The organism is Bradyrhizobium sp. HKCCYLS20291, from assembly GCF_051167715.1.
In the GTDB taxonomy this organism is placed as follows: domain Bacteria; phylum Pseudomonadota; class Alphaproteobacteria; order Rhizobiales; family Xanthobacteraceae; genus Bradyrhizobium.
The window spans coordinates 95330-119717 of the sequence record NZ_JBNPTO010000008.1; the positions used below are offsets into that span (position 1 = coordinate 95330).

The window sequence follows — 24388 nt, forward strand, 5'->3', positions numbered from 1 at the left end:
TTGAAACGACGTTTGAATTCCGTTCCGCGGCACGCAGCTGATCACAAATCGAACAGGAGGAAACATGGGCCGCCTCGAAGGCAAATCCGTCATCATCACCGGCGCCGGCAGCGGCATCGGCCGCGCCGCTTCCTTGATGTTCACGAAAGAAGGCGCGCGACTGATTGCAGTCGATCGCAGCGACGCCGTCAAGGAGACGGTCGAGCTCGTGAAGCAGCAGGGCGGCATTGCCGAAGCGGTCATCGCCGATGCCGGGTCCGAGGCCGACGTCTCCAGCTTCATCGATCGCGCGGTCGCCACCTACGGCAAGCTCGACGTGATCTGGGCCAATGCCGGCATCTCCGGCGGGCTGAAGCCGATCGCCGAGCAGACTGTCGAGCACTGGCAGGAGATCCTGCGCATCAATCTGATCGGCCCGTTCCTCGCGGTGAAGCACGCGATGCCGCACATGGTGCGGCAGCAGCGCGGCGCCATCGTCTGCACGGCGTCGGTCGCCGGCCTGAAGTCCGGCGCCTCGGGCCATCCCTACGCGGCCAGCAAGGCCGGCGTGATCAGCCTGGTGCAGACGACGGCCTACTCGCTGTCCGGCACCGGCGTGCGCATCAACGCCGTCTGTCCCGGCCTGATCGAGACCGGCATGACCAAGCCGATCTTCGACGGCGCCAAGGAGCGCGGCACCGAAGGCAAGATCGGCCAGCTCAACCCGCTCAAGCGCGCCGGCCAGCCGCACGAAATCGCCGCCATGGCCCTGTTCCTCGCCAGCGACGAAGCCTCCTACGTCAACGGCCAGGCCTTCCCGGTCGACGGCGGCCTCACGGCGTCGATGCCGTATGCGGGGAAGCCGATTTAGGCGGACCGCCGCACCAAACACCGGTGTCGTCCCGGCGAACGCCGGGACCCATACCCCCAGGGAGCGGTTTGAGGCAGGCTGACAATTGGCTTTTTGCCCAACACATCTGCTGCGGCGTATGGATACCGGCTCTGCGCACCGCCAGCGCGTTCGCGCTGTCGATGCTTGGCCGGGATGACAGTGTTTGTTGTGACCGTCATCGCGAGCACAGCGGCGCGATCCAGAGTCGTCGCCTTCGTCCTGGATTGCCTCCACCGTCGCCCTTCGGGCCATGGTGGACAAGCTGCATCGCTCGAAATGACGGAGTCCAAACATGCACATTCACTCCCGCGGCGCCTTCGCGCCCGAGTGCTGCTGAATTCACCGCCCTCTTTCATCAGAGAGCGCAGGGAAGGCCAGGCGTCGGCTGACGCCTGCGGCCCGCCTGCGAAAAAAATGCAGGCGGCAGGAACCACAGGTGCAGCCGGAAACGCCCGGCCTTCCCTGCGCGATGGTCTTAACGCTTACTTCGCGCTCTCCCCGGGGACCGGCTTGATTGCCCCCGTCATCGACACAGCGCACGAGCGCTCGCGTCAACTTGACCTCGGCACCGGGAGGTCAGGACCACACGACTTCGCGTCCACGCATCGCCGTTCGTCCGCACACCCGAAGGGCATGCTGCGGCAATCCGCGGCCACCGCCTCCCCGCCTCGCGTGTCGTGACGATCGCGCGCAACGCCTCTCTTCGGTGAGACGGGATGGCGCAAGCAAATCATGAATTCCGGAAAAACGAAAGACAAATCTTCCGTCCGCATGGGGTGGATCGGATGATCCCATTGATCACGCTGGCGAAGATTTTTCCTGGCGACCACGGTTTTCAGGCATCGCGGTCCCTCGACGCGACAACGACGACGCATTCACCATGACATACCGATTTGCCCGACGGGCGCCATCGACTTCGCGAAGCGGCCATCGCGAAGCGCCAACCTGGCCAGCGTCGGGCAACATCGCGAGACATAGCCAAGTCGTCGACGCCCATCCAGAGCCACGTCTCGCGGTTGCTGGCGCTGGTGCCAGCGCCGTCGTATCGTGACGGGATGCCCCGCCCGAACTCACACGATGACATCGGATCAGACTTCCCCCCGCCTGCCGCCGTGGCCCACCATCCGCCGCAGCTATGCGCGCTACGCGGTCGGCTTCGGTGCCATCCTGCGCATCGCCTGGCCGTGGCTCGTGCTGGGCGCGCTGCTGCCGGCACCGGCCATGGCGCTGCGCATGGCCGGGCTGCTCGGCCCGGTGGGCACGACTGCCATCACCGTCATGGCGCAACTCGTGGTGGTTCTTGCGGGGTTCAGCATCGCCGTCGCCTGGCATCGCTATCTGATCCTGGACCAGGCACCGGCCGCGAGCCTCGGCAATTTTCTCACCAGCCATTTCTGGCGCTTCACGGCGGTCGCCGTGCTCATCGGCCTGATGGTGTGGCTGCCGATGTGGCTGCCGCTGCTGCTGAGCGATCTCCTCCCCGACCCCAGCTTCGCGGGTCCGATGACCCAAGCAGGTTTGATCGCGCTCGCGCTGCCTGCCCTGCTGGTCAGGCTCGCCATCTTCGCGCTGCTCTGCCGTCTCTGTCTGGCGATGCCGGCGAGCGCCATCGGCGCCGACGGCCTCGGCCTGTCCGCATCATGGCACGCGACGCGCGGCAACCTCCTGCGGCTGATGCTCTGCGTCGCAGCCTGCGTGCTGCTGCCATGCGCGGTGTTCGGCCGCGTCCAGACCATGATCTATCGCGCCATCCTCATCCAGGACTCCGCCCCCGTATTGCCGTCGACGCAAACGCTGCTGCTGCTGCAGGGCACGATCAACGTCGTTCAGCTGCTGATCGTGCCGCTCGCGGCAGGCTTCCTGTCGATCGCTTATCTGCAGCTCGGTCCAGCCCGCGGCAACGTCGGCGGCTGATCGACAGCACGTCGCAGCGGGCGACGATCGGGTTCAAGCGTGCGGTCCGTGCGGAGCGGGATTTTTCGGCTGCCATTCTTCGAACCAGCTGCTCCGAGGCCTCGTCGAACCTCGCAAGCGGACCATTCCGGCTTCGCCAAACGAAGGATGGAAGACATGTCAGGACTATCGAAACTGGCCCTGCTCGCCTTGGTCGGAGCCGCCGCCACCGCCGCGGCCGCGACCAGCGCCGGCGCACGCGAGATCCAATTGTGGCGCTGTGAGGTCGTGTCGTGGGGAGGGTGCGGAACGATCGAAACGCCGCAACAGGTTGCGCGTCGCCATCGGGATACCTCGCCCACCTACATGAAGCAGAGCGATCCGCGCTATAGCAGCGCGATGACCATGGCGGGTGGAGGCGGCGGCGGTGGTGGAGGCGGTGGCGGTGGCGGCGGCCGCTGAGCCCCGACTGTGGCGGAATGCCTTAAGACCAGCCCGGATGGCAAACGACATCCGGGCTTCTTCACTGGCGGGACGGCTGCCCCCGCAACTCGTTTCCGCCGGCGCACAAGTCGCGCATGCCGGCGACGGCGCGACTACACCGCGCCCGCCTTCTGCGCGTAGGCCCAGGCCTGCTTGGTCATCGGCACCATGCGCTTGACCGACTCGATCGCCTTGTCGTTGGCGGCGGTGCCGTCGCGGATGCGGCCGATGATGCCCTGGAGAATGCCGGCGAGGCGGAACAGGTTGTAGGCGAAGTACCAGTTGAGGTCGGGCATTGCCGTGCCGGTGACGCCACCGTAGATCGCCGCGGCCTCGTCGAGGGTCGGAATGTTCAACGCCTTGAGGTCGACACCGTCGAGGCCGGGCATGATCCACTGCATCAAGAGATAGGTGAAATCGGCCATGGGATCGCCGAGCGTCGACAGCTCCCAGTCGAGCACCGCGATGACGCGCGGCTCTGATGCATGGAAGATCATGTTGTCGAGCCGGTAGTCGCCATGCACGATCGAGACGCGCTGCTGCGTCGGCAAGGTGCGCGGCAGCCATTCGATCAGCTTTTCCATCTCCGGCAGGTGCTCGGTTTCCGAGGCGCGGTACTGCTTGGTCCAGCGGTCGACCTGGCGGGCAAAGTAGTTGCCGGGCTTGCCGAAATCGGCGAGGCCAATGGCGGCGGGATCGTAGGCGTGCAGCTTCGCCAGCGTCTCGATCTTGCTGGTGAAGATCGCGCGCCGCTCGGGTGCCGCGACCTGCGGCAGGGTCGGATCCCAGAACACCCGGCCCTCCTCCATCGACATGATGTAGAAGGCGGATCCGATGACGCCGTCGTCGGTGCACAGCGCGTAGGCCTTGGCGACCGGAAAGCCCTGCTTGCCGAGCGCGGCGATGACGCGGAATTCGCGATCGACCGCATGCGCCGAGGGCAGCAGCTTGCCGAACGGTTTTCGTCTGAGCACATAGGAGCGCGACGGCGTGTTCAGCCGGTAGGTCGGGTTGGACTGGCCGCCCTTGAACTGCAGCACGGTCAGCGGGCCGGCATAGCCCTCGACATGCTCGGCCATCCAGGCGGCAAGCTTGGCCTCGTCCAGGCGATGCCGCTCCTCGACCGGCTTGGTGCCGGAAAAGTCTTCGTCTTTTCTCACGCCGTCGGCCACGACGAGGCTCCTTTGGTCGTATTGAATACGTAGGGTGGGCAAAGCGCAGAGTGCCCACCGTCTTGCTGCGAGATCAAGAATGGTGGGCACGCAACCGACTGCGCGCTTCGCGCACAGCCGGATGCTTTGCCCACCCTACGAACCTACGCTCAGTGGCGCGGCTCGTTGGCGTATTTCTTCATCTCGAGCCGGGCGATGGCACGGTTGTGCACCTCGTCCGGGCCGTCGGCAAGCCTGAGCGTGCGGATGCCGGCGTAGTCCTTGGCAAGACCCGCATCGTCCGACACGCCGGCGCCGCCGTAGGCCTGGATGGCGTCGTCGATGATCTTCAGCGCCATGTTCGGCGCTGCGACCTTGATCATGGCGATCTCGCCCTGCGCGGTCTTGTTGCCCACCTTGTCCATCATGTCGGCGGCCTTGAGGCACAGCAGCCGGCACATCTCGATGTTGGTGCGGGCCTCGCCGATGCGCTGCTCCCAGACCGAATGCTCGATGATCTTCTTGCCGAAGGCGGAGCGCGTCATCAGCCGGCGCACCATCTTCTCCAAGGACTCCTCGGCCTTGCCGATGGTGCGCATGCAGTGATGGATGCGGCCCGGGCCGAGCCGGCCCTGCGCGATCTCGAAGCCGCGGCCCTCGCCGAGCAGGATGTTCTCCTTCGGCACGCGGACGTTCTCGAGCAGCACCTGGGCGTGGCCGTGCGGCGCGTCGTCGAAGCCGAACACCGGCAGCATCTTCTCGACCTTGATGCCGGGGGTGTCGAGCGGCACCAGGATCTGCGACTGCTGCTGATGCTTGGCGGCTGCGAAATCGGTCTTGCCCATCAGGATCGCGATCTTGCAGCGGGGGTCACCGACGCCCGACGACCACCATTTGCGGCCATTGATGACGTAGTGATCACCGTCGCGATCGATGCGGGTCTCGATGTTGGTGGCGTCGGACGAGGCCACGGCCGGCTCAGTCATCAGGAAGGCCGAGCGGATCTCGCCGTCCATCAAGGGACGCAGCCATTTGCGCTTCTGCTCCTTGGTGCCGTAGCGGATGAACACCTCCATGTTGCCGGTATCCGGCGCCGAGCAGTTGAACACTTCGGAGGCCCAGGAGATGCGGCCCATCTCCTCCGACAGCAGCGCGTATTCGAGATTGCTCAGGCCGGCGCCGCGGAACTCGTCGTCCTCGTGCGGTGACGGCGGCATGAACATGTTCCAAAGGCCTTCCGCCTTCGCCTTCGCCTTCAGGTCCTCGAGAATCGGGATCACCTTCCAGCGATCGCCCTCGGCGTCCTGCTGCTTGTAGATCGGCACCGCCGGGCGGACATGCTTGGTCATGAAGCTGCGCACGCGCTCCAGCCATTCCTGCTGCTTCGCCGACATCGTGAAGTCCATGGGACTCTCCTTGAGCGTTTCCTCGAACGTGTTTTGGCCGCAGTGTCGATCCACCCGCCGCGTCAGCGCAAGAGCGATCTTGCGCGGCACGATTTCGCGGGCCCCGTCGCTGCAGCGCCGAAATGTCGCCCCGCGGAAGCACCACGATTGACATTCCGGCCGTCTCAAACAATAGTTTCATACAATTGTTTGAAACGCAACTCCCCTGGGGACGGCATGGCCACCGATCAGACCCGGACTGCGATCCTCGTCGCCGCCGAGCGGCTCTACGCCGAGCGCGGCTTTTCCGACGTCACGCTGCGCGACATCGTGGCCGAGGCCAACGTCAACCTCGCCGCGGTCAACTACCATTTCGGCTCCAAGGACGAGCTGATCGCCGAATTGTTCGTGACGCGCTCGATCGCGCTGAACCGCGAGCGGCTGCACGCGCTGCGCACCGCGGAGGATGAAGGCGGCGGCCGCGCCGAGATCGGCGCCATCCTGCGCGCCCTCGTCGCACCGATCCTGCGCGGCTGCCTCGGGCCGGAGAACCAGCGCTCGCCGGTGGCGCAGTTCATGATCCGCGCCTCGATCGAATCGGTGCCGCCGATCCGCCGCATCAAGAACAAGGAGATCGACCATCTGCGCAAATTCGCCGCGGCGATGGCGCGCGCACTGCCGGACAGCTCGGAGGTCGACCTGTTCTGGGGGCTGCATTTTGCGCTGGCGATGGCGCACCACACGATCCGCGAGAGCGAGCGGCTGACCAAGCTTTCGGATGGCCAATGCGATCTCGACGATGTCGAGGATGTGATCGACCGCGTGGTGCGCGGCGCCGTGCTCGGCTTGACCACGCGCGATCAGGCGGCAAAGTCACCGGCCAGGGTCGGCGCGCGCGCGGCGCGCTAGCCTTCGCATCGGAGACGGAGCCGGCAGATGACGCAGCGTCCGCAATTCGCCCTCGCACTCGCCGTCGCAGCGCTCGCGCTGCTGACGGCCAGCGAGTCGGCGCTGGCGCGCGGCGCCGCCGCCAACATCATGAACTCACCCGGCTATCAGCGCCGCCTGCAGGAATCGCGGCAGCAATTGGGGGCGCCGGCGCCGTTGGTGGCAGAGCCTCGCCATCACCGACCCAAAGCGAAGCGGCACCATCGCCGCCACAACTAGAGGCACACTCTTCCCACGAGTCGTCCCGGCGAACGCCGGGACCCATACCGCGTGATCCGTCTTGAGGCACGCGGGGAGAGATCGAGGCTCAATAGAGCGGCCGGTGGTTATGGGTCCCGGCGTTCGCCGGGACGACACCGGAGGGTGTCGTGATCGTCGCGCCCTACACCACGCCCTGCTGCTTCAGCGACGCGATCTTCGCTTCGTCGTAGCCGATCGACGACAGCACGTCCTGCGTATGCTCGCCGAGCAGCGGCGGGGCGCGGTAGTCGGTGATCGGGGTGCCCGAGAAGGTCAGCGCGTTGCGGATCACCGACAGCTGCGGCTCGAACGGGTGCTCGACCTTGACCTCCATGCCGCGCGAGCGGACATGCGGATCGGCGAACACGTGGGCGAAATCGTTGACCGGGCCGCACGGCACACCCGCCTTCTCCAGCTCCTCCAGCCAATGCGCGACCGAGCTCTTCAGGAACAGGCCGGCGAAGATCGCCATGATCTCCTTGCCGTTGACGACGCGGTCGTTGTTCTTGAGGAACTTGGGGTCCGTGGCGAGCTCGGGCGAGCCGAGCACGGCGCAGGTGCGCGCGAACTGCGCGTCATTGCCGACCACCAGCATCAATTCGCCGTCGGTGCAGCGGAACACGCCGGCCGGCATGCCGCCATTGCCCCAGGTGCCGCGGCGCGGCGGCGACTTGCCGTTGACCAGGAAGATCTGGGCGTAGTGCGACAGCGAGGCGATCACCGTGTCGAACAGGCAGACGTCGACATGCTGGCCGCCGCCGCCATTGACGTCGCGGTGATACAGCGCCGAGAGGATGCCGATCGAGGTGTTCATGCCGGTCATGTAGTCGACGATCGACGGGCCGACCTTCATCGGCCCTGCCCCGGGCTCGCCGTCCATGTGGCCGGTGACGCTCATCAGGCCGCCCATGGCCTGGAAGATCGCATCATAGCCGGCGCGCGGTGCATACGGGCCGGTCTGGCCGAAGCCCGTCACCGAGCAATAGATCACATCCGGATTGACCGCCTTGATGGCCTCGTAATCCAGGCCGTAGCGCTTGAGGTCGCCGACCTTGTAGTTCTCCATGAAGACGTCGCAGTCTTTCGCCAGCGCGCGGATGATCTCCTGCCCTTCGGGGCTTGCGATATTGACCGTGACCGACTTCTTGTTGCGGTTGGCGCAGATGTAGAACGAGTTGTTGTTGTTGGCCTTGCCGTCGGGATCCCGGAGATAGGGTGGGCCGAAGGCGCGCGCATCGTCGCCGGTGCCCGGGCGCTCGATCTTGATCACCTCGGCGCCGAGATCGGCCAGCATCTGGGCGGACAACGGTCCGGCCAGCACGCGGGTGAGATCGAGAATCTTGATGCCAGACAGCGGCAGGGCCGACATGGAGTTCCTCCGGGAGCTTATTCCTTGTGGCGGATTGCCGCGCGATGGCGCGCCGCCTGTCACCCGCGGATACACCATTTCGCGGCTTCGAGCACTGCGCTGGCGGCATGCCGCCTTGCCGTAGCGGGCCGGGAGGCCGGAGCACGCGGCTGCCGCTCCAAATGACGGCGTCATTCCGGGGCGTGCGCAGCACGAGCCCGGAATCCATCGGGCGGCAGAACGCGCGGAGCAATGGATTCCGGGCTCGCGCTTACGCGCGCCCCGGAATGACAGCGGTGGTGGGGCGGGCGGCGATGGCCGCCAGTTCCGCCGGCATGAGCGCCGACTTTCTTGCTTCGTTTTGTGTGCGGCCGCAGTCCAGACACATCGGGAAACAGGGAACAAGCAGCCGTTAAGCATCACGATCACACCTGGAGGCAGGTTTGATGTCGCAACCTTCGGAGCATGCCATGACGTCGATCTCTGCCTCCTCGATGAGCGGCTTTTCGCCGCTCGACCTGCTCAAGCAGGAACTGACCAAGGAAGTCTAGGCCGGCAAGGTCAGCTCGACCGACCAGACCGCGCTGTCGTCGGCGCTCGACGACATCGATTCCGCCTTGAAGGGCGGCAGCAGCAGTTCGTCTTCGTCCACGAGCGCCAGCAAGCCGCCGTCGCCCGACGAGATGCAGTCGAAGATCGACGATCTGATCCAGAGCGAGGTCGACAGCGGCAAGCTCACCTCCGACCAGGCGAGCGAGCTGAAGAACGTATTCGCCAACGCCTTCTCCGGCGGCCCGGGTGGGGCCGGTGGCGCCGGCGGTCCGCCGCCCGGTCCTCCGCCGAGCGACGACTCGAGCAGCGACACCACCTCGAGCACCTCGTCGTCGTCGTCATCGTCGTCCTCCGCGTCGCAGGTCGAGGAGTTGCTGAAGAAGCTGCTCGAGGCGCTGCAGAGCTCGAACAGCACGACGTCGTCCTACAGCGCCAGCGGCAGCAGCTCGTCGAGCGCGACCAGCAAGTCGCTGGTGGTGGATTTCTCGGCCTGATCATGACGTCAGCGAATGGTGACGCGGCCCCCTGCCGCGGCACTGAAGCGTCCGGCCGGCATGCTTCCCAGCCCCCGGCCGGACGCTCATCTCACTCCGGCGCGTTGAACGTCCGGGCGAAATACACCGGCGCCGCCGCCGGCTTGAGGCGATAGAGCTGCGCCGGCCGGTTCGGGCCCTTGCGCATCCTGTCGATCGGCTCGATCAGGTCGGCCGACAGCATGCGGGTGCGGAAGGCGCTCTTCTCCAGCGGGCGATCCAGCACGATCTCATAGGTCCGCTGCAGCTCGGGCAAGGTGAACTCCGCGGGCATGAGATAGGCCGGCAGCGAGGTGTACTCGACCTTGTTGCGCAGCCGCTGCACGGCCGCCTGCAGGATCTCCTGATGGTCGAAGGCAAGCTTCGGCTTCACACCGGTGCCCTCGAGCGGAAACCATTGCGCATCGGCCGCGAGCGACGCGTCAGCGGCTGACGCTGACAGCAGCGCGAAATAGGCATGCGTCGCCGACCAGCCGCGCGGGTCGCGCGTGGCGCTGCCCCAGCTGCCGAGCTGTTCCAGATAGGGACTGACCACCCCGGTCTTCTCGGCGAGCTTGCGGCGGGCGCAGGCTGCGAGATCGGCATCCTTGTCGACATCGACGAAGCCGCCGGGGAGCGCGAAGGCGTCCGGGAACGGCTCGCCGTCGCCGTGACCGCGGCGCACCAGCAGCACGTGCAGCGCGTCCTGGCGGATCGTGAAGATGACGATGTCGACCGTGGTCAACGGCCGCGGGAAATCCAGCCCGCTCCGCGTCACGGCGGCCCTGTCCCCCGCTCCGACGCCCTGTCCCTGCCGTCCTGCCATACCGTCCGCCCCTGCCGTTTTGCCCCTTGACACTAGCACACTTAGTTGTACTGTCCAACTTACTTAGTTGGTGTGACACACTTATGTACCAGAACGACAGGAGGCCACCATGTTCGGCATGCGTTTCATCAAGGCCCAGCCCACCACCTACCTGCTGAAGTACCGCGCCGGCAGCGTGGTCGAGGAAGGCGCTGGTCTCTCCACTTTCTATTACGGGCCTGCCACGTCGCTGGTCGCGATCCCCATCGGCAGCCGCGACGCCAGCTTCATCTTCCAGCAGATCGCCCGCGACTTTCAGACGCTGACGATCCAGGGCCAGGTCACCTACCGCATCGGCGAGCCGAAGAAGGCGGCGGCGATGCTGAACTTCACGCTCAAGCGCGACGGCAAGACATACGAGTCGGATGACCCGGAGGAGCTGCCGCAGCGCGTGCTCGGCGCCGTCGAGGTGCTGGCGCAGCAGGCGGTCAAGGACATGACCCTGAAGGAAGCGCTGCGTGCCTCCGACCGCATCGCGGAAGCGATCGCGACGGGCTTGCAGCGCCGCGCCGACATCGATGCGCTCGGCCTGGACATCCTCGGCGTCGCCGTCCGCGCGGTGAAGCCGACGCCGGAGACGGCCAAGGCGCTGGAAGCCGAGGCACGCGAGGCGATCCTGAAGACGGCTGACGAGGCCATCTTCGCGCGGCGCAACTTCGCCGTCGAACGCGAGCGGGCGATCCGCGAGAGCGAGCTCGATACCGAGATCGCCGTCGAGCAGAAGAAGCGCTCCATCCGCGAGACGCAGATGGATGCTGAGGCCAGCGTCGCGGCGAAAAAGAATGAGCTGCGCGAGGCCGGCATGGTCGCCGACATCGGGCTGGAGGCCAGGCGCAAGGATTTCGTGTCGCTGAATGCGGCCAACACCCGCACGCTGGCCGATGCCGAAGCCTATCGCGTCGGCGCGCTGATGAAGATCTTCGAGGGCGTCGACACCCGCGTCATCCAGGCACTCGCCGCGACCGGCATGCAGCCGGGCCAGCTGATCGCGCAGGCGTTCTCCGGCCTCGCCGAAAAGGCCGAGAAGATCGGGCAGCTCAACGTCTCGCCGGAGCTGTTGAACAGCCTGATGCAGAAGCCCGCGGAGGCTGCTCGTGTCCGGCAATGACCGCAAGGTGGTGCTGGTCACCAGGAGAACGCGGCTGGAGGAGCTGATCGCAAAATTCCTCACCGCCGACCAGGCCCGCTTCTATGTCGAGCATCTCGGCGCCGACTTCTCCGACTACGAACGCGAGCACGCGGCCTACCAGGCCGCGCGCGCCACGGCGACGCAGACGCTGGAGCGCTGGGGCCGCTACCAGATCGTCGACCGCGGCTTCCTGCCGAACTTCATCTTCGGCCCGGCCGACATCGTAGCGGCGCTGGGCCCCGACGGCCTCGTCGCCAACACCATGAAATATCTCGACGGCCAGCCGCTGCTTGGCCTCAACCCGGATGCCGCCCGCCATGATGGCGTGCTGCTGCCGTTCGCGCCGGCCGATCTTGCTGCGCTGCTGCCGGAGGTCGCCGCCGACAAGCGCGCGGCGAAGGCGGTGACCATGGCGCGCGCCAGCCTCGCCGACGGCCAGGTGCTCCACGCCGTCAACGACCTCTTCATCGGCGCACGCACGCATGTGTCGGCGCGCTACGAGATCGCGACGCGCGAGGCCCATGAGCGGCAATCGTCGAGCGGACTGATCGTGGCAACGGGGCTCGGCTCGACCGCCTGGTTCAAGAGCATCGTCACCGGCGCGCTGGCCATCGCCGGCAGCTATGGCGGCCACGGCGACGGCGACTACACCGCCCTGCCCTGGGATGCCCGCAAGCTTCGCTTCGCGGTGCGCGAGCCGTTCCCGAGCAGGACGTCGCAGACCTCACTGGTCTGCGGCGGCCTGAATGGAAGCGAGACCTTGCGCCTGCGTTCGCTGATGCCGGAGAGTGGCGTGATCTTCTCGGATGGCATCGAGGCGGACAATCTCGATTTCAATGCGGGGACAGAAGCAGTGATCGGAATCGCGGAGCGCCGAGGGCGCCTCATTGTTTGAGATGGGGCCGCAATCGGGATTGCCGAACGCCAGGCACGATTGATCGTGTAGTTCGCATCCCACGGCTCAATCCGCCGAGCGCGCGATGCTCTCACCACGTCATTGCGAGCGCAGCGAAGCAATCCAGAGTCCCGCCCACCACCCTGGATTGTTTCGCTGCGCTCGCAATGACGGTGGAGAGACGGTCGCCCCCCCCGCAGCGCGGGACTTGTCGAGCCCGGTCTGCTAGGCTCGAAGAAAGCACGAGTATTTCAGTGCGGAGTCGCGGCCATGGCATCACTTTCTCGCAGAGGCCTTCTCTTGGTGGCAGGGCTCGCGCTGGCTTCGCTTTGGGGCGTCTTGATGTGGCCTGCGGTGGACAGGCCGACGAAAGCCTGGAAGCACGAAGGCGAGCAGGTGCCGACCATACGCCTCGTGACCGTCGTGCCCTCAAATTCTGGGGGTCGATCGGATGCTTCCGATTTGTCCTGGACGGCAGCCCATGGCTTGTTCGGTGACACCTCCGGCGATCGTAAGCTCGTCAAGACCCTCGCCATCGGACCGGGCGCCGTTCGCCCGTGAACGACGCTAGCGTAGGGTGGGCAAAGCGGCCGCCGAAGGCGGCAGCGTGCCCACCGTCGATCCGCGCTCATCAGCAAGAATGGTGGGCACGGCGCTTCTGCGATCTCGTTCGTGGAGAGAGCACGGCTACGCCTTTGCCCACCCTGCGCTCTCATTTCTTGGCAAACACCAGCACGCCATTCGCAGGAATTGTCACCATGGCCGAGCTGGGCTGGCCGTGCAGTGCCGGGCCGTTCGCATTCACCGCACCGTTATTCCCGACGACGCCCGGATTGACCCAATTGTCATAGACGTCGCTGTTGAACACCTCGTGCCAGGTGCCGCCGGCCGGAAAGCCGATCGCGTAGTCGCGCCAGGGCGTTTCGTTCAGGCTGACGATCACCATGACGTCGTCGCCCTGGCCGTCCCAGCGGTGGAAGGCGAGCACGCGGTTGGCGTCGTGGACGTGGACGATGGCGCAGCCTTCTGCCGTCAGCGCCGGATGGGTGCGGCGGATGGCGATCAGTTCCGACGTGAAGCGCATCGCGTCCGCGGTGATCTTGTCGTCGCCGTCGAGCAGCGCCCATTGGATCGTGGTGTCCAGACTCGGCGTGTCGCTCCATGGCCGGTCCTCGAACAGCTCCTGGCCCATGAACAGCATCGGGATGCCCGGCGCGGTCAGGAGCAGGCCGGTGGCGACGCGGCAGCGGCTGCGCGCGTACCAGCAGCGGCTGTCGATGGGATCGGCAAGACGCGAGATGCGCGGCTCGCGACCGGCATAGACGATATCGTGGTTCTCGATCGAGTTGACGGCGCACCAGCGCTTGTCGAGGCTGAGATCGGCGATCGCCGCGGCGATCGGCTGCATCGCGACCTGAGCGCCCGCACCGCCGGCGGCGCTGGCGACGGCGCCGCGCACGGCGAGCCGCAAGCCGTCGCTCCAGGTCGCATCGAAGCCGGCGCCGCCCTTGGCGATGTCCCGCACCACCCATGGATTGACCGGCCAGTATTCCGCGATCTGGATCGCGTCCGGCTTCTCGGCCCGCAGCGCCTCGGTGAGCTGCTGGCAGGTCGCCCAGCCGCCGAAGCGGTCCATCACGCTGACCTCGTCGAAGCGCAGGCCGTCGGCATGATACTCGCGATAGAGCATGATGGCGTTGTCGACGAGGTACTGCCGCACGTCGGCATTCCAATAGGCAAACACCTGCCCGCCGGCCCAGCCCTGATCGGTGAAATACAGGCTGCGGTTGGGATCGCCATAGGCCTGGCGGTCGAAGAACCAGATGCTGTTCTCGTCAAAGCCGCCGCCGGCATGGTTGTAGACGACGTCGAACAGCACGGCGATGCCGTGGACATGGCAGACATCGATCAGCGCGCGCAGCTGGTCGTCGCAATGCCTGACCATGCCGACATCAGGGTAAGGCATGGCGCCCGCGGCGGCGAGGATTGCATTGGTGCGCGCGAAGTAGGCCGCAAGATGCGCCGCTTCGGCCTCGCCGTAGTCGGTCTCCGGGCTGAACAGGTCGGTGCCGTTGTAGCCCATGCTGAACATGGACGGGAATTCCTGCACCGGCAGCAGCTCGATGGCGTTGATGCCGAGCTTTGCCAGATGCGGCACGCGTTCGATGACATCGAAGAAGCAGCCGTCGGGATTGCCGGCCTTCATGTCGAAGGTCCCGACGTGAAGCTGATAGATCACCAGCTCGTTGTTGGGCGGCGGCGTGTAGTCCGCATCATGCCAGGGAAACGCAGCGGGATTGCGCAGCACGGAATGTGACTGGGGAAACGGCGGATCGACCGTGAGCAGCCGCGCATGCGGATCGCGCTTGTAGCCCGAGGTGCCCTCGCCCTCGACGAAATACATGTAGGCATCGCCGTCCGTCAGGCCGGGGATGAACACCGCCCAATGCCCGTTGCCGATCGGCGCCAGACGGCAGCTCGCATCCTGCGCCCAGTCGTTGAACGGGCCGGAGACGTAGACCGCCTTGGCATGCGGAGCGAACACGCGGAACGTGGCGCCGCCGGTCACCAGGGTGCCGCCCATGGGAGCCTGGAGAAGATGCATCTGCCGCAGCGAAATCCTCAATCCGTCAGGGAATGGCGGCAGCGTAACAGGTTCCAGCAGCATATCCACGGTATCGCCCCCCGCTCAGAACAGCCGCGCGCCGTTCGGCACGCGCTTGTCGGGCTGGAACAGCACGACGTTGCCCTGTTCATCGGGAAAGCCGAGCGTCAGCACCTCCGACATGAACTTGCCGATCTGCCGCGGCGGGAAGTTGACGACACCCGCGACCTGGCGGCCGACCAGGGTGGCCGGGTCATAGAGCGAGGCGATCTGCGCGCTGGAACGCCGGGTGCCGATGCCCGGCCCGAAGTCGATCGTGAGCTTCAGCGACGGTTTCCGCGCCTCCGGATAGGGCTCGGCGGCGACGATGGTGCCGACGCGGATGTCGACGGCCAGGAACTGGTCGAAGCTGATCGGGGCTGCCGGGGGTGCCGTGGGATCATGGGCAAGATGCATGGCGGCCTCATCGAACGCGGGACAGGCCGGCCGGAGCACGGGTCCCAGCACGGCGAATTGGAGATTCCTCAACCAGATCAATTTCTAGTCGCCGGGTTGAGCGCTGACAATGCACCCCCCTGGGGACGGCGGGCCGCTGCCGACGATTGGCCGGGACGGTGTGGCGGATGGGTCGCAGGCGAAAAGGCACCTACCGCAGCTTTCTCCGAAGAAATCCGCTGCCTCCACACCCCCGCCGTCATCCCGGCGAACGCCGGGATCCATAACCACAGGACGATGTCGTGACACGAGATCGCCCGACTTGCGCAAGCCAACAACCGTCACGGATTATGGGTCCCGGGTCAGCGCCCCACCGCCGCTTCGCGCCGGCGTGGCTTGCCCGGGACGACGGCGGAGGATGATGCGAGGACGACGGGACCAGAGCCGCGACGCGAACTACGCTGGGTTCTCCAGGTGACACGCCACCCACTGCTCCTCGCCCTTCAAGCGCAGCTCCGGCACTTCGCTGCGACAGCGGTCGAAAGCGAGCGGGCATCGCGTGTGGAAGCGGCAGCCCTTCGGCGGGTTGACCGGGCTCGGCACGTCGCCTTTCAGAATGATCGGCGAGCGCTCGGCGCCGGGTTCGGGGATCGGGACGGCTGAGAGCAGCGCTTTGGTGTAGGGATGCCCGGGGGATGCGAAAATCTGCCGGCGTGGGGCGATCTCGACGATGCGGCCGAGATACATCACGGCGACGCGGTGGGTCATGTGCTCGACGATGGCGAGGTCGTGGCTGATAAACAGCAGCGCGAGGCCGAACTCGCGCTGCAGGTCTTGCAGCAGGTTGACGATCTGCGCCTTGACGGAAACGTCGAGTGCCGACACCGCCTCATCACAGACGATCAGCTCGGGCTTGGCCGCGAGCGCCCGCGCGATGCCGATGCGCTGGCGCTGGCCGCCGGAGAATTCGTGCGGGCGGCGATTGACCGCATCGCGCGGCAACCGGACGATGTCCATCAGCTCGGCGATGCGCGCATTGAGCTCGGCGGCATCATTGGCGAGGCCAAAATTGCGGATCGGCTCGGCGAGGATGTCGCGGATCCGCATCCGCGGGTTGAGGCTGGAGAACGGGTCCTGGAACACGACCTGGACGCGGCGGCGCATGTCGCGCAGTGAGCCCGGGGCGAGATCGTCGATGCGCTGGCCGTCGAGCACGATCTGGCCGGCGGTGACGTCGAACAGCCTGAGAATGGCGCGACCGACGGTGGACTTGCCGCAGCCGGATTCGCCGACCAGCGACAGCGTCTCGCCGCGCGCGATCTCGAACGACACGCCGTCGACGGCGTGGACGCGACTCTTGCTGCGCCCGAACAGGCCGCTGCGAATCGGGAAATGCTTCTTGAGGTCGTTGACCTGGAGCAGCGGCATGGTCATGCGGCGGCCTGCTCCTTGGCGGCGAAATGACAGGCGGCGATGTGATGCGCGGCCTTCTGCTCCAGGCCTGGTGCATATTGCCGACAGAGGTCGGTCGCCAGCGCGCAGCGGCCGGCAAAGACGCAACCGTCGATGCGCTGCTTGAGGTCAGGCACCTGGCCGGGAATTTCCGCGAGGCGCTTGGTCTCGCCCGACAGCGACGAGCCGAGCTTGGGCAGCGCGCCGAGCAGGCCTTGCGTATAGGGATGGCGCGGCGAGCGGAACAGCTCCCTCACCGGCGCTTCCTCGACCTTGCGTCCCGCATACATCACCATCACCCGCTCGGCGACTTCGGCGACGACGCCGAGATCATGCGTGATCAGGATGATCGCGGCGCCGACGCGCTGTTTCAATTCCAGCATCAGCTTGAGGATCTGCGCCTGGATGGTGACGTCAAGCGCGGTGGTCGGCTCGTCCGCGATCAGAAGCTTTGGATTGCAGGCCAGCGCCATGGCGATCATCACGCGCTGGCGCATGCCGCCGGACAGCTGATGCGGATATTCGCGGACGCGCCTGATAGGCTCGGGGATGCCGACGAGGGAGAGCATCTCGACGGCGCGTTTCTCGGCGGCGTCGCGGTCGAGGCCCTGATGCAGCCGCAGCGTCTCGCCGATCTGGCGGCCGACCGTCAGCACCGGATTGAGGCTCGTCATCGGCTCCTGGAAGATCATCGAGATGTCGTTGCCGCGGAGCGCGCGCATCTCGCGATCGGACAGCGACAGGATGTCCCGGCCCTCGAGCTTGATGGACCCTGCGATCTTGCCCGGCGGCTCCGGGATGAGACGCATCATCGACATCGAGGTGACCGACTTGCCGCAGCCGGACTCGCCGACGATGGCGAGCGTCTCGCCCGGATTGACGTGGAACGACACGCCGTCGACGGCCCGGTTGATGCCGGTCGGCGTGCGGAAATGAACCTGGAGATTCTCGACCTCGAGCAGCGGCATCAGGTGAGCTCCGGGACGTTGGACTCGTGGTCGCAGATGAGCTCGCTCAGTCTCGTTGAGTCAGTGGCATGCCCCGCTCTCTCCCCACGTCGTTCCGGGGCGCGCGTCAGCGCGAGCCCGGAACCCATACCCACAGGGAGGTGTGTGAGGCACACCCGTTGTGGGATCTCGCTCCACATCATCGTCCTGTGGTTATGGATTCCGGGCTCAGCCCTGCGGGCTGCCCCGGAATGACGGGCGGAGAGAATGGAGCGCATCATAGGAAGTTGCGACGCGGATTCTGCGATGGCGCGCACTGACATTCTTCCCACCATCCCGCTCATGGGCTCTTCGCCATGCGCGGGTCGAGGGCGTCGCGGAGGCCGTCGCCCACCAGATTCACGGCGAGCACGGTGACCGACAGGAACGCCGCCGGGAAGAACACGATGTAGGGCTTGACCTGCCACAGCGCGCGGCCCTCGGCCATGATGTTGCCCCAGGACGGAATGGTCGGCGGCGTGCCGGCGCCGATGAAGGACAGGATGGCCTCGGTGATCATGGCGCTGGCGCAGATGTAGGTCGCCTGCACCAGCATCGGCGCCATCGTATTTGGCAGGATATGGCGCAGGATCACCATCGGCGTGCGCGTGCCCGAAGCGACCGCGCCGTCGACGTAAGGCTGCTCGCGCAAGGACAGCACGACACCGCGGATGAGACGCGCGACGCGCGGGATCTCGGCGATGGTGATGGCGAGGATGACGTTGCCGACGCTGCCGCGCGTCAGCGCCATCAGCGCGACCGCCAGCAGGATCGGCGGGATCGACATCAGCCCGTCCATGCAGCGCATCAGCACGCCGTCGGCCCAGCGAATGAAGCCGGCGACGAGGCCGATCGTGAGCCCGATCAGTGACGCCGCCAACGCCACCGACAGGCCGACGGTCAGCGACACCCGGGTGCCGTAGAGCACACGCGAATAGATGTCGCGGCCAAGCGCATCGGTGCCGAACCAGAAATCCGCGGACGGCAGCCGCGTCCGCTTGGCCGGCGCGATCGCAGTGGGATCGACAGTGAAAAGGAACGGCGCGAACACGCCGATGATCACGAGCAGCAGCAGCAGCGCGCCGCCGAACGCGACCGTCGGATGGTTGCGCAGGAAGCCGATGGCGCCGCGCCGGATCTTTGGCGCGGCCATCAGGTCGGGCAGACGCGGCGCAACGACGAGCCCTGCGGGAGGCGACGTGGTGGTCGTGGCGGTCAATAGCGGATCCTCGGGTCGACCAGGGTGTAGGTGATGTCGATCAGGAGATTGACGAGCACGTAGACGAAGCTGAATAGCAGCACGATGCCCTGGATGACCGGATAGTCACGTCGCAGGATGGCATCGATGGTGAGCCGGCCGAGGCCGGGAATGGCGAACACGCTCTCGGTGACGACGGCGCCGCCGATCAGCAGCGCAATGCCGATGCCGACCACGGTGACGATCGGCACCGCGGCGTTCTTCAGCGCGTGGATGAACAGGATGCCGCCCTGCCCGAGCCCCTTGGCGCGCGCGGTGCGGATGTAGTCCTGCTGCAGCACTTCGAGCATCGCGGCGCGGGTGATGCGCGCGATCAGCGCGATGTAGACGCAGCCGAGCGCGACCGACGGGAGAATGAGGTTCTGCAGCCACGGCCACACGCCTTGCGACAGCGGCGTGTAGCCCTGCACCGGCAGCAGATCGAACTTCAGCGCGAACACGTAAGCGAGGATGTAGCCGACCACGAACACCGGCACCGAGAAGCCGAACACGGCGAAGGCCATGATCACGCGGTCGATCCAGGTGCCGGCCTTCCAGGCCGCGATGACGCCGAGCGGCACCGCGATGAGGATGGTGAGGAACAGCGTCACCATCATCAACGACAAGGTCGGCTCGATGCGCTGGGCGATCATCGCCGCCACCGGGAGATTGGTGAAGATCGAGGTGCCCAGGTCGAAGTGCAAGAGGCGCCACACCCAGCTGCCGAACTGGACCAGGAAGGGCTGGTCCAGTCCGAGATTGGCTCTGATGCGCTCGACGTCCGCCGGGCTCGCCTGGTCGCCGGCGATGATCACGGCGGGATCGCCCGGCGCGATGTACAGCAGGCTGAAGACAAACAGCGCGACGATCGCCATCACGGGCAAGGTCGACAGCACGCGTCGGAGCGCATAAGCGAGCATGAGATGTCAGCGCCTCATGCGGTCTTCGACACGCCCCAGAACAGCGGGATCGGCCCCTTGGTCACGCCGGAGACGTTCTTGCGCCAGGCGGTGTAGCCGAGGAAGAAGCCGGTCGGTGCGAACACCACGTCATCCAGCGCCGCCTTGTTGATGCGGGCCGCCACCGTCTTCTCCTCGTCGAGCGACTTGGCGTTGAACCAGTTGGTGATCTCGGTCTCGACCTTCTCGCTGGTCGGCCAGCCGAACCAGGCCTTGTCGCCATTGGCGCGCAGCGCGGTGTAGGCGGCCGGGTTGATGCAGTCGGCGCCCGCATGCCAGGTGTGGAACATGTGCCAGCCGCCCTGCGACGGCGGCGTTTTCTGCGCGCGTCGCGCGCCGACCGTGCCCCAATCGGTGGCGACGAAGTCGACATTCATGCCGATTTTCTTGAGGAGATCGGCGGTGACGTCGCCGAACGCCTTGGTGATCGGCTGGTCCTGGGCCACGACGCAGGTGATCGGCTCGCCCTTGTAGCCGGCTTCCTCGAGCAGCTTCTTGGCGGCCGCGAAGTCGCGCTTGCCCTTCAGGATCTCGCCGCCGGCCTCGGTGTAGAGCGGCGTGTCCGGCGTGAAGAAGCCGGGCAGCGGCTTCCACAGCGCGTTCTCGTCGCCGACCAGCGCGCGCATGTAGTCTTCCTGGCTCAGCGCCATCAGGATCGCCTGGCGCGCCTTCACGTTGTTGAACGGCGCGTGCAGGTGGTTCATGCGGAACGAGCCGACATTGCCGAGGGGATCGCCGATGTCGACGCCGATGTTCTTGTTGCCCTTAAGCACCGGCACCAGATCGGTGATCGGGTTCTCCCACCAGTCGACCTCACCGTTCTGCAGCGCCGCGGCGGCAGTTGCGGGATCCGGCATGATGACCCATTCAACGCGGTCGACTAGCACCTTCTTGCCGCCGGCGAGCCACACCGGCTTCTCCTCGCGCGGCACGTAGTCGGTGAACTTCTCGAACACCGCCTTGGCGCCCGGCACCCATTCGCCCTTGGCGAACTTGAACGGGCCAGAGCCGATGTATTCCGACATCTGCTTGAACGGATCGGTCTGCGCGATGCGCTCGGGCATGATGAAGGCGCAGGGCGCATTGCCCTTGCCGAGCGCGAACAGCATCTTCGGATAAGGCTGCTTCAGCACCCATTTGAAGGTCTTGTCGTCGACCGCGGTGAGCTCGTTCTGAATCGCCTTGAGCATCAGGCCCATCGGATCGCGCGCCGACCAGCGCGTCAGGCTGGCAACGACGTCCTTGGCGAGCACCGGCGTGCCATCGTGGAATTTCAGACCGGGACGCAGCTTGAAGGTCCAGGTCAGGCCGTCGGACGAGACTTCCTCTGATTCCACCATCTGACGTTGCGGCACGAACTGATCATCGATGCCGTACAGCGTGTCCCACACCATCGCCGCCGCGTTGCGCACGACGTATTGCGTGCCCCAGATCGGATCGAAATTGGCGAGATTGGCCTGCGGGACGAACCGCAAGGTGCGCGCAGCAGCGCCCTGCGCGATCGCCGGCGCCGCAAGACCCGTCAGCGCCAGACCACCCGCGCCCGCCAAACCCTTCAATACCGTTCTGCGATCCATGTTTGCTCCTGATGCAATCTGCCTGAGTTCATTTGCCGGTTTTGTAAGCAAGGCCCATGCCATGCACGTCGCGTGCATTCATTTGAACGCAAATGAGGCATGGGACGCAAGGGCCCGCCTCTCTCCTCTCGTCATTCCGGGGCGTACCGCGCAGCGGTACGAGCCCGGAATCCATAGCCACAGACGGGCCTCGGAAGAGCGAGATGTCACCACCAGCGTGCCTCGCACGTCCGCCTGTGGCTATGGATTCCGGGCTCATCGCTGCGCGATGCCCCGAATGACGAGAGGAGAGATGCGGGCCAATCATTGCTTCCGCACCGCCGACCCATCGGCCATCAGCCGCTCGCCCTTGCGTTCGACGATCATGCCGTAAGCCGCGGGCTGGCGATGGACGTCGAAATTGAAGATCGTCTGCTTGTAGGAGTTGCACAGATCGAGGTCGCAGCGCGCCAGCGCGATCTCGTCGCCCTTGGTGGCGCAGGCAGCGACGATCTCGCCGGATGGTGCGATGATGCAGCTACCGGCGATGGCGTCGACGCCCTCCTCGATGCCGCCCTTGGCGACGCCGATCACCCAGGTGCCGTTCTGATAGGCACCGGACTGCATCACGAGGCGGTTGTGGAACAGCGAGAGATCATCATGCTCCGGCGCGGGCGGATTGTGCACCGGCGTGTTGTAGCCGATCAGCACCATCTCGACGCCCTGCAGCCCCATCACACGATAGGTCTCGGGCCAGCGCCGGTCGTTGCAGATCGCCATGCCGATGACGCCGCCGAACGCGTGGGTGACGCCGAAGCTCCTGCCCGGTTCGAAGTAGCGTTTTTCCAGATGCTGGAATTTGCGCCACGGCTCGTGCTCGGCATGCCCCGGCAGATGCACCTTGCGGTATTTCGAAACGATGCTGCCCTGCTTGTCGACGAGAACAGCCGTGTTGTAGCGGTGCACGATGCCGTCCTCGACAGCAAGCTCGGCGTAGCCCAGGCAGAAGCCGATGCGCAGATCCTTCGCCAGCGCGAACAGCGGCTGCGTCTCCGGCCCCGGCATCTCGCGCTCGAAAAAGCTGTCGATCTCGGCCTGGTCCGCCATGTACCAGCGCGGGAAGAACGTCGTCAGCGCGAGCTCGGGATAGACGATGAGGTCGCAGCCATTGGCGTGCGCCTGGCGCATCAGCGCCATCAGCCGTGCGACCACCGCAGGGCGCTGCTCGCTCCTGGCGATGGGGCCGAGCTGGCCGATGGCGACGTTGACGAAGCGCGACATGATGCTGTTCCTTATTCCGGAACTGTTTCGTTCTCGGGGTGCGCAGCTCCTGCACTCATCATGCCATGCAGGTTCAATCGCGCAAGCCTGGCGCGTAGCCGAAGGCGACGGCCGGCTCGGCCGCGGTCTCGACCCACACGCTCTTCACCTGCGTGTATTCGTAGAGCGCCTCGACGCCGGAGGAGCGGCCGTGGCCACTGTTGTTGTAGCCCCCGAACGGCGAGGCGACGTTGATGGTCTTGTAGGCGTTGATCCAGAACGTTCCGGCCTTCACCTGCGCGGCAACGCGATGCGCGCGCGCGACGTCCATCGTCCACACCGCACCGGCGAGCCCGAACTCGCTGTCATTGGCGATCGCGATCGCCTCCTCCTCGGTGTCGAACCGGATCGCGGCGACGACCGGGCCGAACACCTCCTTGCGCGCAATGCCCATGTCGTTGGTGACGTTCTTGAGCACAGTGGGGCTGACGAAATAGCCGGCGGGCGCGCGCTCACCGTTGCTGCCGGCCACGATCTCGGCACCCTCCTCCGCGCCTGCGCGGATCAGCGACAGCACGTGATCATATTGCTTGGCGTTGTTGATCGGCCCGATCTCCGTCTCCGCCGACAGCGGATCGCCGCATCTGATCTTCGCCGCGCCCTGCGCGACCAGATCGACGAAGCGGTCGTAGACCGCGCTTTGCACCAGCAGGCGCGAGCCGGCGACGCAGCTCTGCCCCGCACCGCCGAAGATCGCGGCCTGCGCGCCGATCGCGGCACGTTCGAGATCGGCGTCGGCGAATACGATGTTGGCCGACTTGCCGCCGAGCTCGAGCACCAACGGTACAAGGCGGCGCGCCGCCGCCTCGCCGATCAGCCGCCCCGTCGGCACCGAACCGACGAACACGACCTTCTTCACGGCAGGCTGTTCGAGCGCCGCCTGACCGGTGCTGTGGCCGAAGCCGGCGAGCACGTTGACCACGCCCTTCGGCAATCCGGCGCGCTCGGCGATGACAGCGAGCGCCAATGACGTCAACGGCGTCAGCTCCGACGGCTTGAGCAGCACGGCATTGCCCATGCTGATCGCCGGCGCAATCTGCCAGCCGGCGGTGAAGATCGGCGCATTCCACGGTGTGATCTGCAGCACCACGCCCATCGGCTCGCGGCGCGTGTAGTTAAGATGGCTCGACGGCACCGGAATGACGTCGCCGTGGAATTTGTCGGCCCAGCCGGCATAGTACTCGAACATCTCCGCAACCTTGGCGACCTCGCCCCTGGTATCGCGGATCGGCTTGCCGGCGGATAGCGTTTCCAGCTGCGCCAGCGGCTCGGCGGCGGCGAGGATCGCGCGCGCCACGGCCTGCATCACGCGGCCGCGGGCCGCGGCGGTGGTGCGCGCCCATTCCGCCTGTCCGGCGACGGCGGCAGCGGCTGCTTTGGCTGCAACATCAGCGCCGGCATCGGAATAGCTGAACAGCAATCTGCCGGTCGCGGGATCGTTGACCGACACCGTCGCACCGTTGCCGACGATCTGCTCGCCGCCGACATGCGAGCCGATATTCTCGAACTCGGGCCAGAATGGCAGCGCGGCCGCGCGCAGACGCGGATCGATGAAATGAGTCATGG

20 protein-coding genes and 1 pseudogene are annotated in these 24388 nt (G+C 66.1%); 8 read left to right on the forward strand and 13 right to left on the reverse strand.

The annotated features are described in order from the left end of the window. Positions 1 to 64 precede the first annotated feature (64 nt). The 3 genes from ACQR07_RS19305 (at position 65) to ACQR07_RS19315 (ending at position 3226) form a co-directional block, all read left to right on the forward strand. Positions 65 to 850: an SDR family NAD(P)-dependent oxidoreductase gene (locus tag ACQR07_RS19305; protein WP_434903777.1), complete on the forward strand. Its 786-nt coding sequence runs from the start codon at positions 65 to 67 to the stop codon at positions 848 to 850. Between the two features lie 1098 nt (positions 851 to 1948). Next, positions 1949 to 2785 carry a hypothetical protein gene (locus tag ACQR07_RS19310; protein ID WP_434903778.1) on the forward strand — a complete coding sequence of 279 codons (837 nt, stop codon included), beginning with the start codon at positions 1949 to 1951 and terminating at the stop codon, positions 2783 to 2785. Positions 2786 to 2941: 156 nt separating this feature from the next. Then, positions 2942 to 3226, forward strand: a complete 285-nt coding sequence (locus tag ACQR07_RS19315) for a hypothetical protein (protein ID WP_434903779.1) — start codon at positions 2942 to 2944, stop codon at positions 3224 to 3226. 134 nt (positions 3227 to 3360) lie between these two features. On the opposite strand, the gene ACQR07_RS19320 is transcribed toward ACQR07_RS19315, so the two are convergent. Continuing rightward, positions 3361 to 4419 (reverse strand): phosphotransferase family protein, encoded by a 1059-nt coding sequence (locus tag ACQR07_RS19320; RefSeq protein WP_434903780.1) that lies wholly within the window; start codon positions 4417 to 4419, stop codon positions 3361 to 3363. A gap of 149 nt (positions 4420 to 4568) precedes the next feature. Continuing rightward, entirely contained in the window at positions 4569 to 5804 is a 1236-nt protein-coding gene (locus tag ACQR07_RS19325; RefSeq protein ID WP_434864641.1) for an acyl-CoA dehydrogenase family protein, read from the reverse strand. A gap of 216 nt (positions 5805 to 6020) precedes the next feature. On the opposite strand from ACQR07_RS19325, the gene ACQR07_RS19330 reads away from it, so the two are divergent. Continuing rightward, entirely contained in the window at positions 6021 to 6692 is a 672-nt protein-coding gene (locus ACQR07_RS19330; protein ID WP_434903781.1) for a TetR/AcrR family transcriptional regulator, read from the forward strand. Between the two features lie 27 nt (positions 6693 to 6719). Continuing rightward, positions 6720 to 6950 (forward strand): hypothetical protein, encoded by a 231-nt coding sequence (locus ACQR07_RS19335; protein ID WP_434903782.1) that lies wholly within the window; start codon positions 6720 to 6722, stop codon positions 6948 to 6950. A 163-nt stretch (positions 6951 to 7113) separates the two neighbouring features. Here ACQR07_RS19335 and ACQR07_RS19340 read toward each other — a convergent pair whose 3' ends face one another. After that, on the reverse strand, positions 7114 to 8340 hold the full coding sequence (locus ACQR07_RS19340; protein ID WP_434903783.1) for a CaiB/BaiF CoA transferase family protein: 1227 nt from the start codon (positions 8338 to 8340) through the stop codon (positions 7114 to 7116). A 449-nt stretch (positions 8341 to 8789) separates the two neighbouring features. On the opposite strand from ACQR07_RS19340, the pseudogene ACQR07_RS19345 reads away from it, so the two are divergent. Next, positions 8790 to 9365, forward strand: a pseudogene (locus ACQR07_RS19345) (hypothetical protein). A gap of 91 nt (positions 9366 to 9456) precedes the next feature. On the opposite strand, the gene ACQR07_RS19350 reads toward ACQR07_RS19345, so the two are convergent. Next, positions 9457 to 10209 (reverse strand): NUDIX hydrolase, encoded by a 753-nt coding sequence (locus tag ACQR07_RS19350; protein WP_434903784.1) that lies wholly within the window; start codon positions 10207 to 10209, stop codon positions 9457 to 9459. Positions 10210 to 10318: 109 nt separating this feature from the next. On the opposite strand from ACQR07_RS19350, the gene ACQR07_RS19355 reads away from it, so the two are divergent. Together ACQR07_RS19355 and ACQR07_RS19360 are read left to right on the forward strand one after the other, a co-directional pair. Further along, a complete protein-coding gene (locus ACQR07_RS19355) occupies positions 10319 to 11356 on the forward strand; it encodes an SPFH domain-containing protein (protein ID WP_434903785.1) in 1038 nt (345 codons plus the stop codon). Further along, on the forward strand, positions 11343 to 12272 hold the full coding sequence (locus ACQR07_RS19360; protein ID WP_434903786.1) for a sugar kinase: 930 nt from the start codon (positions 11343 to 11345) through the stop codon (positions 12270 to 12272). Before ACQR07_RS19355 ends, ACQR07_RS19360 begins: the two co-directional genes overlap by 14 nt. A gap of 712 nt (positions 12273 to 12984) precedes the next feature. Here ACQR07_RS19360 and ACQR07_RS19365 read toward each other — a convergent pair. From ACQR07_RS19365 to ACQR07_RS19405, 9 genes are all read right to left on the reverse strand, one after another. Continuing rightward, positions 12985 to 14940 carry an alpha amylase C-terminal domain-containing protein gene (locus ACQR07_RS19365; RefSeq protein ID WP_434903969.1) on the reverse strand — a complete coding sequence of 652 codons (1956 nt, stop codon included), beginning with the start codon at positions 14938 to 14940 and terminating at the stop codon, positions 12985 to 12987. Positions 14941 to 14961: 21 nt separating this feature from the next. Beyond that, positions 14962 to 15333, reverse strand: a complete 372-nt coding sequence (locus tag ACQR07_RS19370; protein ID WP_434903787.1) for a tRNA-binding protein — start codon at positions 15331 to 15333, stop codon at positions 14962 to 14964. Positions 15334 to 15768: 435 nt separating this feature from the next. Continuing rightward, entirely contained in the window at positions 15769 to 16746 is a 978-nt protein-coding gene (locus ACQR07_RS19375) for an ABC transporter ATP-binding protein (RefSeq protein WP_434903788.1), read from the reverse strand. Beyond that, the gene (locus ACQR07_RS19380; protein WP_434903789.1) at positions 16743 to 17732 is read right to left on the reverse strand and encodes an ABC transporter ATP-binding protein; all 990 of its coding nucleotides are present in this window, start codon (positions 17730 to 17732) and stop codon (positions 16743 to 16745) included. Before ACQR07_RS19380 ends, ACQR07_RS19375 begins: the two co-directional genes overlap by 4 nt. A gap of 319 nt (positions 17733 to 18051) precedes the next feature. After that, positions 18052 to 18969 (reverse strand): ABC transporter permease, encoded by a 918-nt coding sequence (locus tag ACQR07_RS19385; protein ID WP_434903790.1) that lies wholly within the window; start codon positions 18967 to 18969, stop codon positions 18052 to 18054. Next, on the reverse strand, positions 18966 to 19907 hold the full coding sequence (locus tag ACQR07_RS19390) for an ABC transporter permease (protein ID WP_434903791.1): 942 nt from the start codon (positions 19905 to 19907) through the stop codon (positions 18966 to 18968). Before ACQR07_RS19390 ends, ACQR07_RS19385 begins: the two co-directional genes overlap by 4 nt. 14 nt (positions 19908 to 19921) lie before the next feature. Then, a complete protein-coding gene (locus ACQR07_RS19395) occupies positions 19922 to 21523 on the reverse strand; it encodes an ABC transporter substrate-binding protein (protein WP_434903792.1) in 1602 nt (533 codons plus the stop codon). A 303-nt stretch (positions 21524 to 21826) separates the two neighbouring features. After that, positions 21827 to 22783, reverse strand: a complete 957-nt coding sequence (locus tag ACQR07_RS19400) for an N-carbamoyl-D-amino-acid hydrolase (RefSeq protein ID WP_434903793.1) — start codon at positions 22781 to 22783, stop codon at positions 21827 to 21829. A gap of 73 nt (positions 22784 to 22856) precedes the next feature. Further along, positions 22857 to 24386 (reverse strand): aldehyde dehydrogenase family protein, encoded by a 1530-nt coding sequence (locus ACQR07_RS19405; protein WP_434903794.1) that lies wholly within the window; start codon positions 24384 to 24386, stop codon positions 22857 to 22859. Positions 24387 to 24388 lie beyond the last annotated feature (2 nt).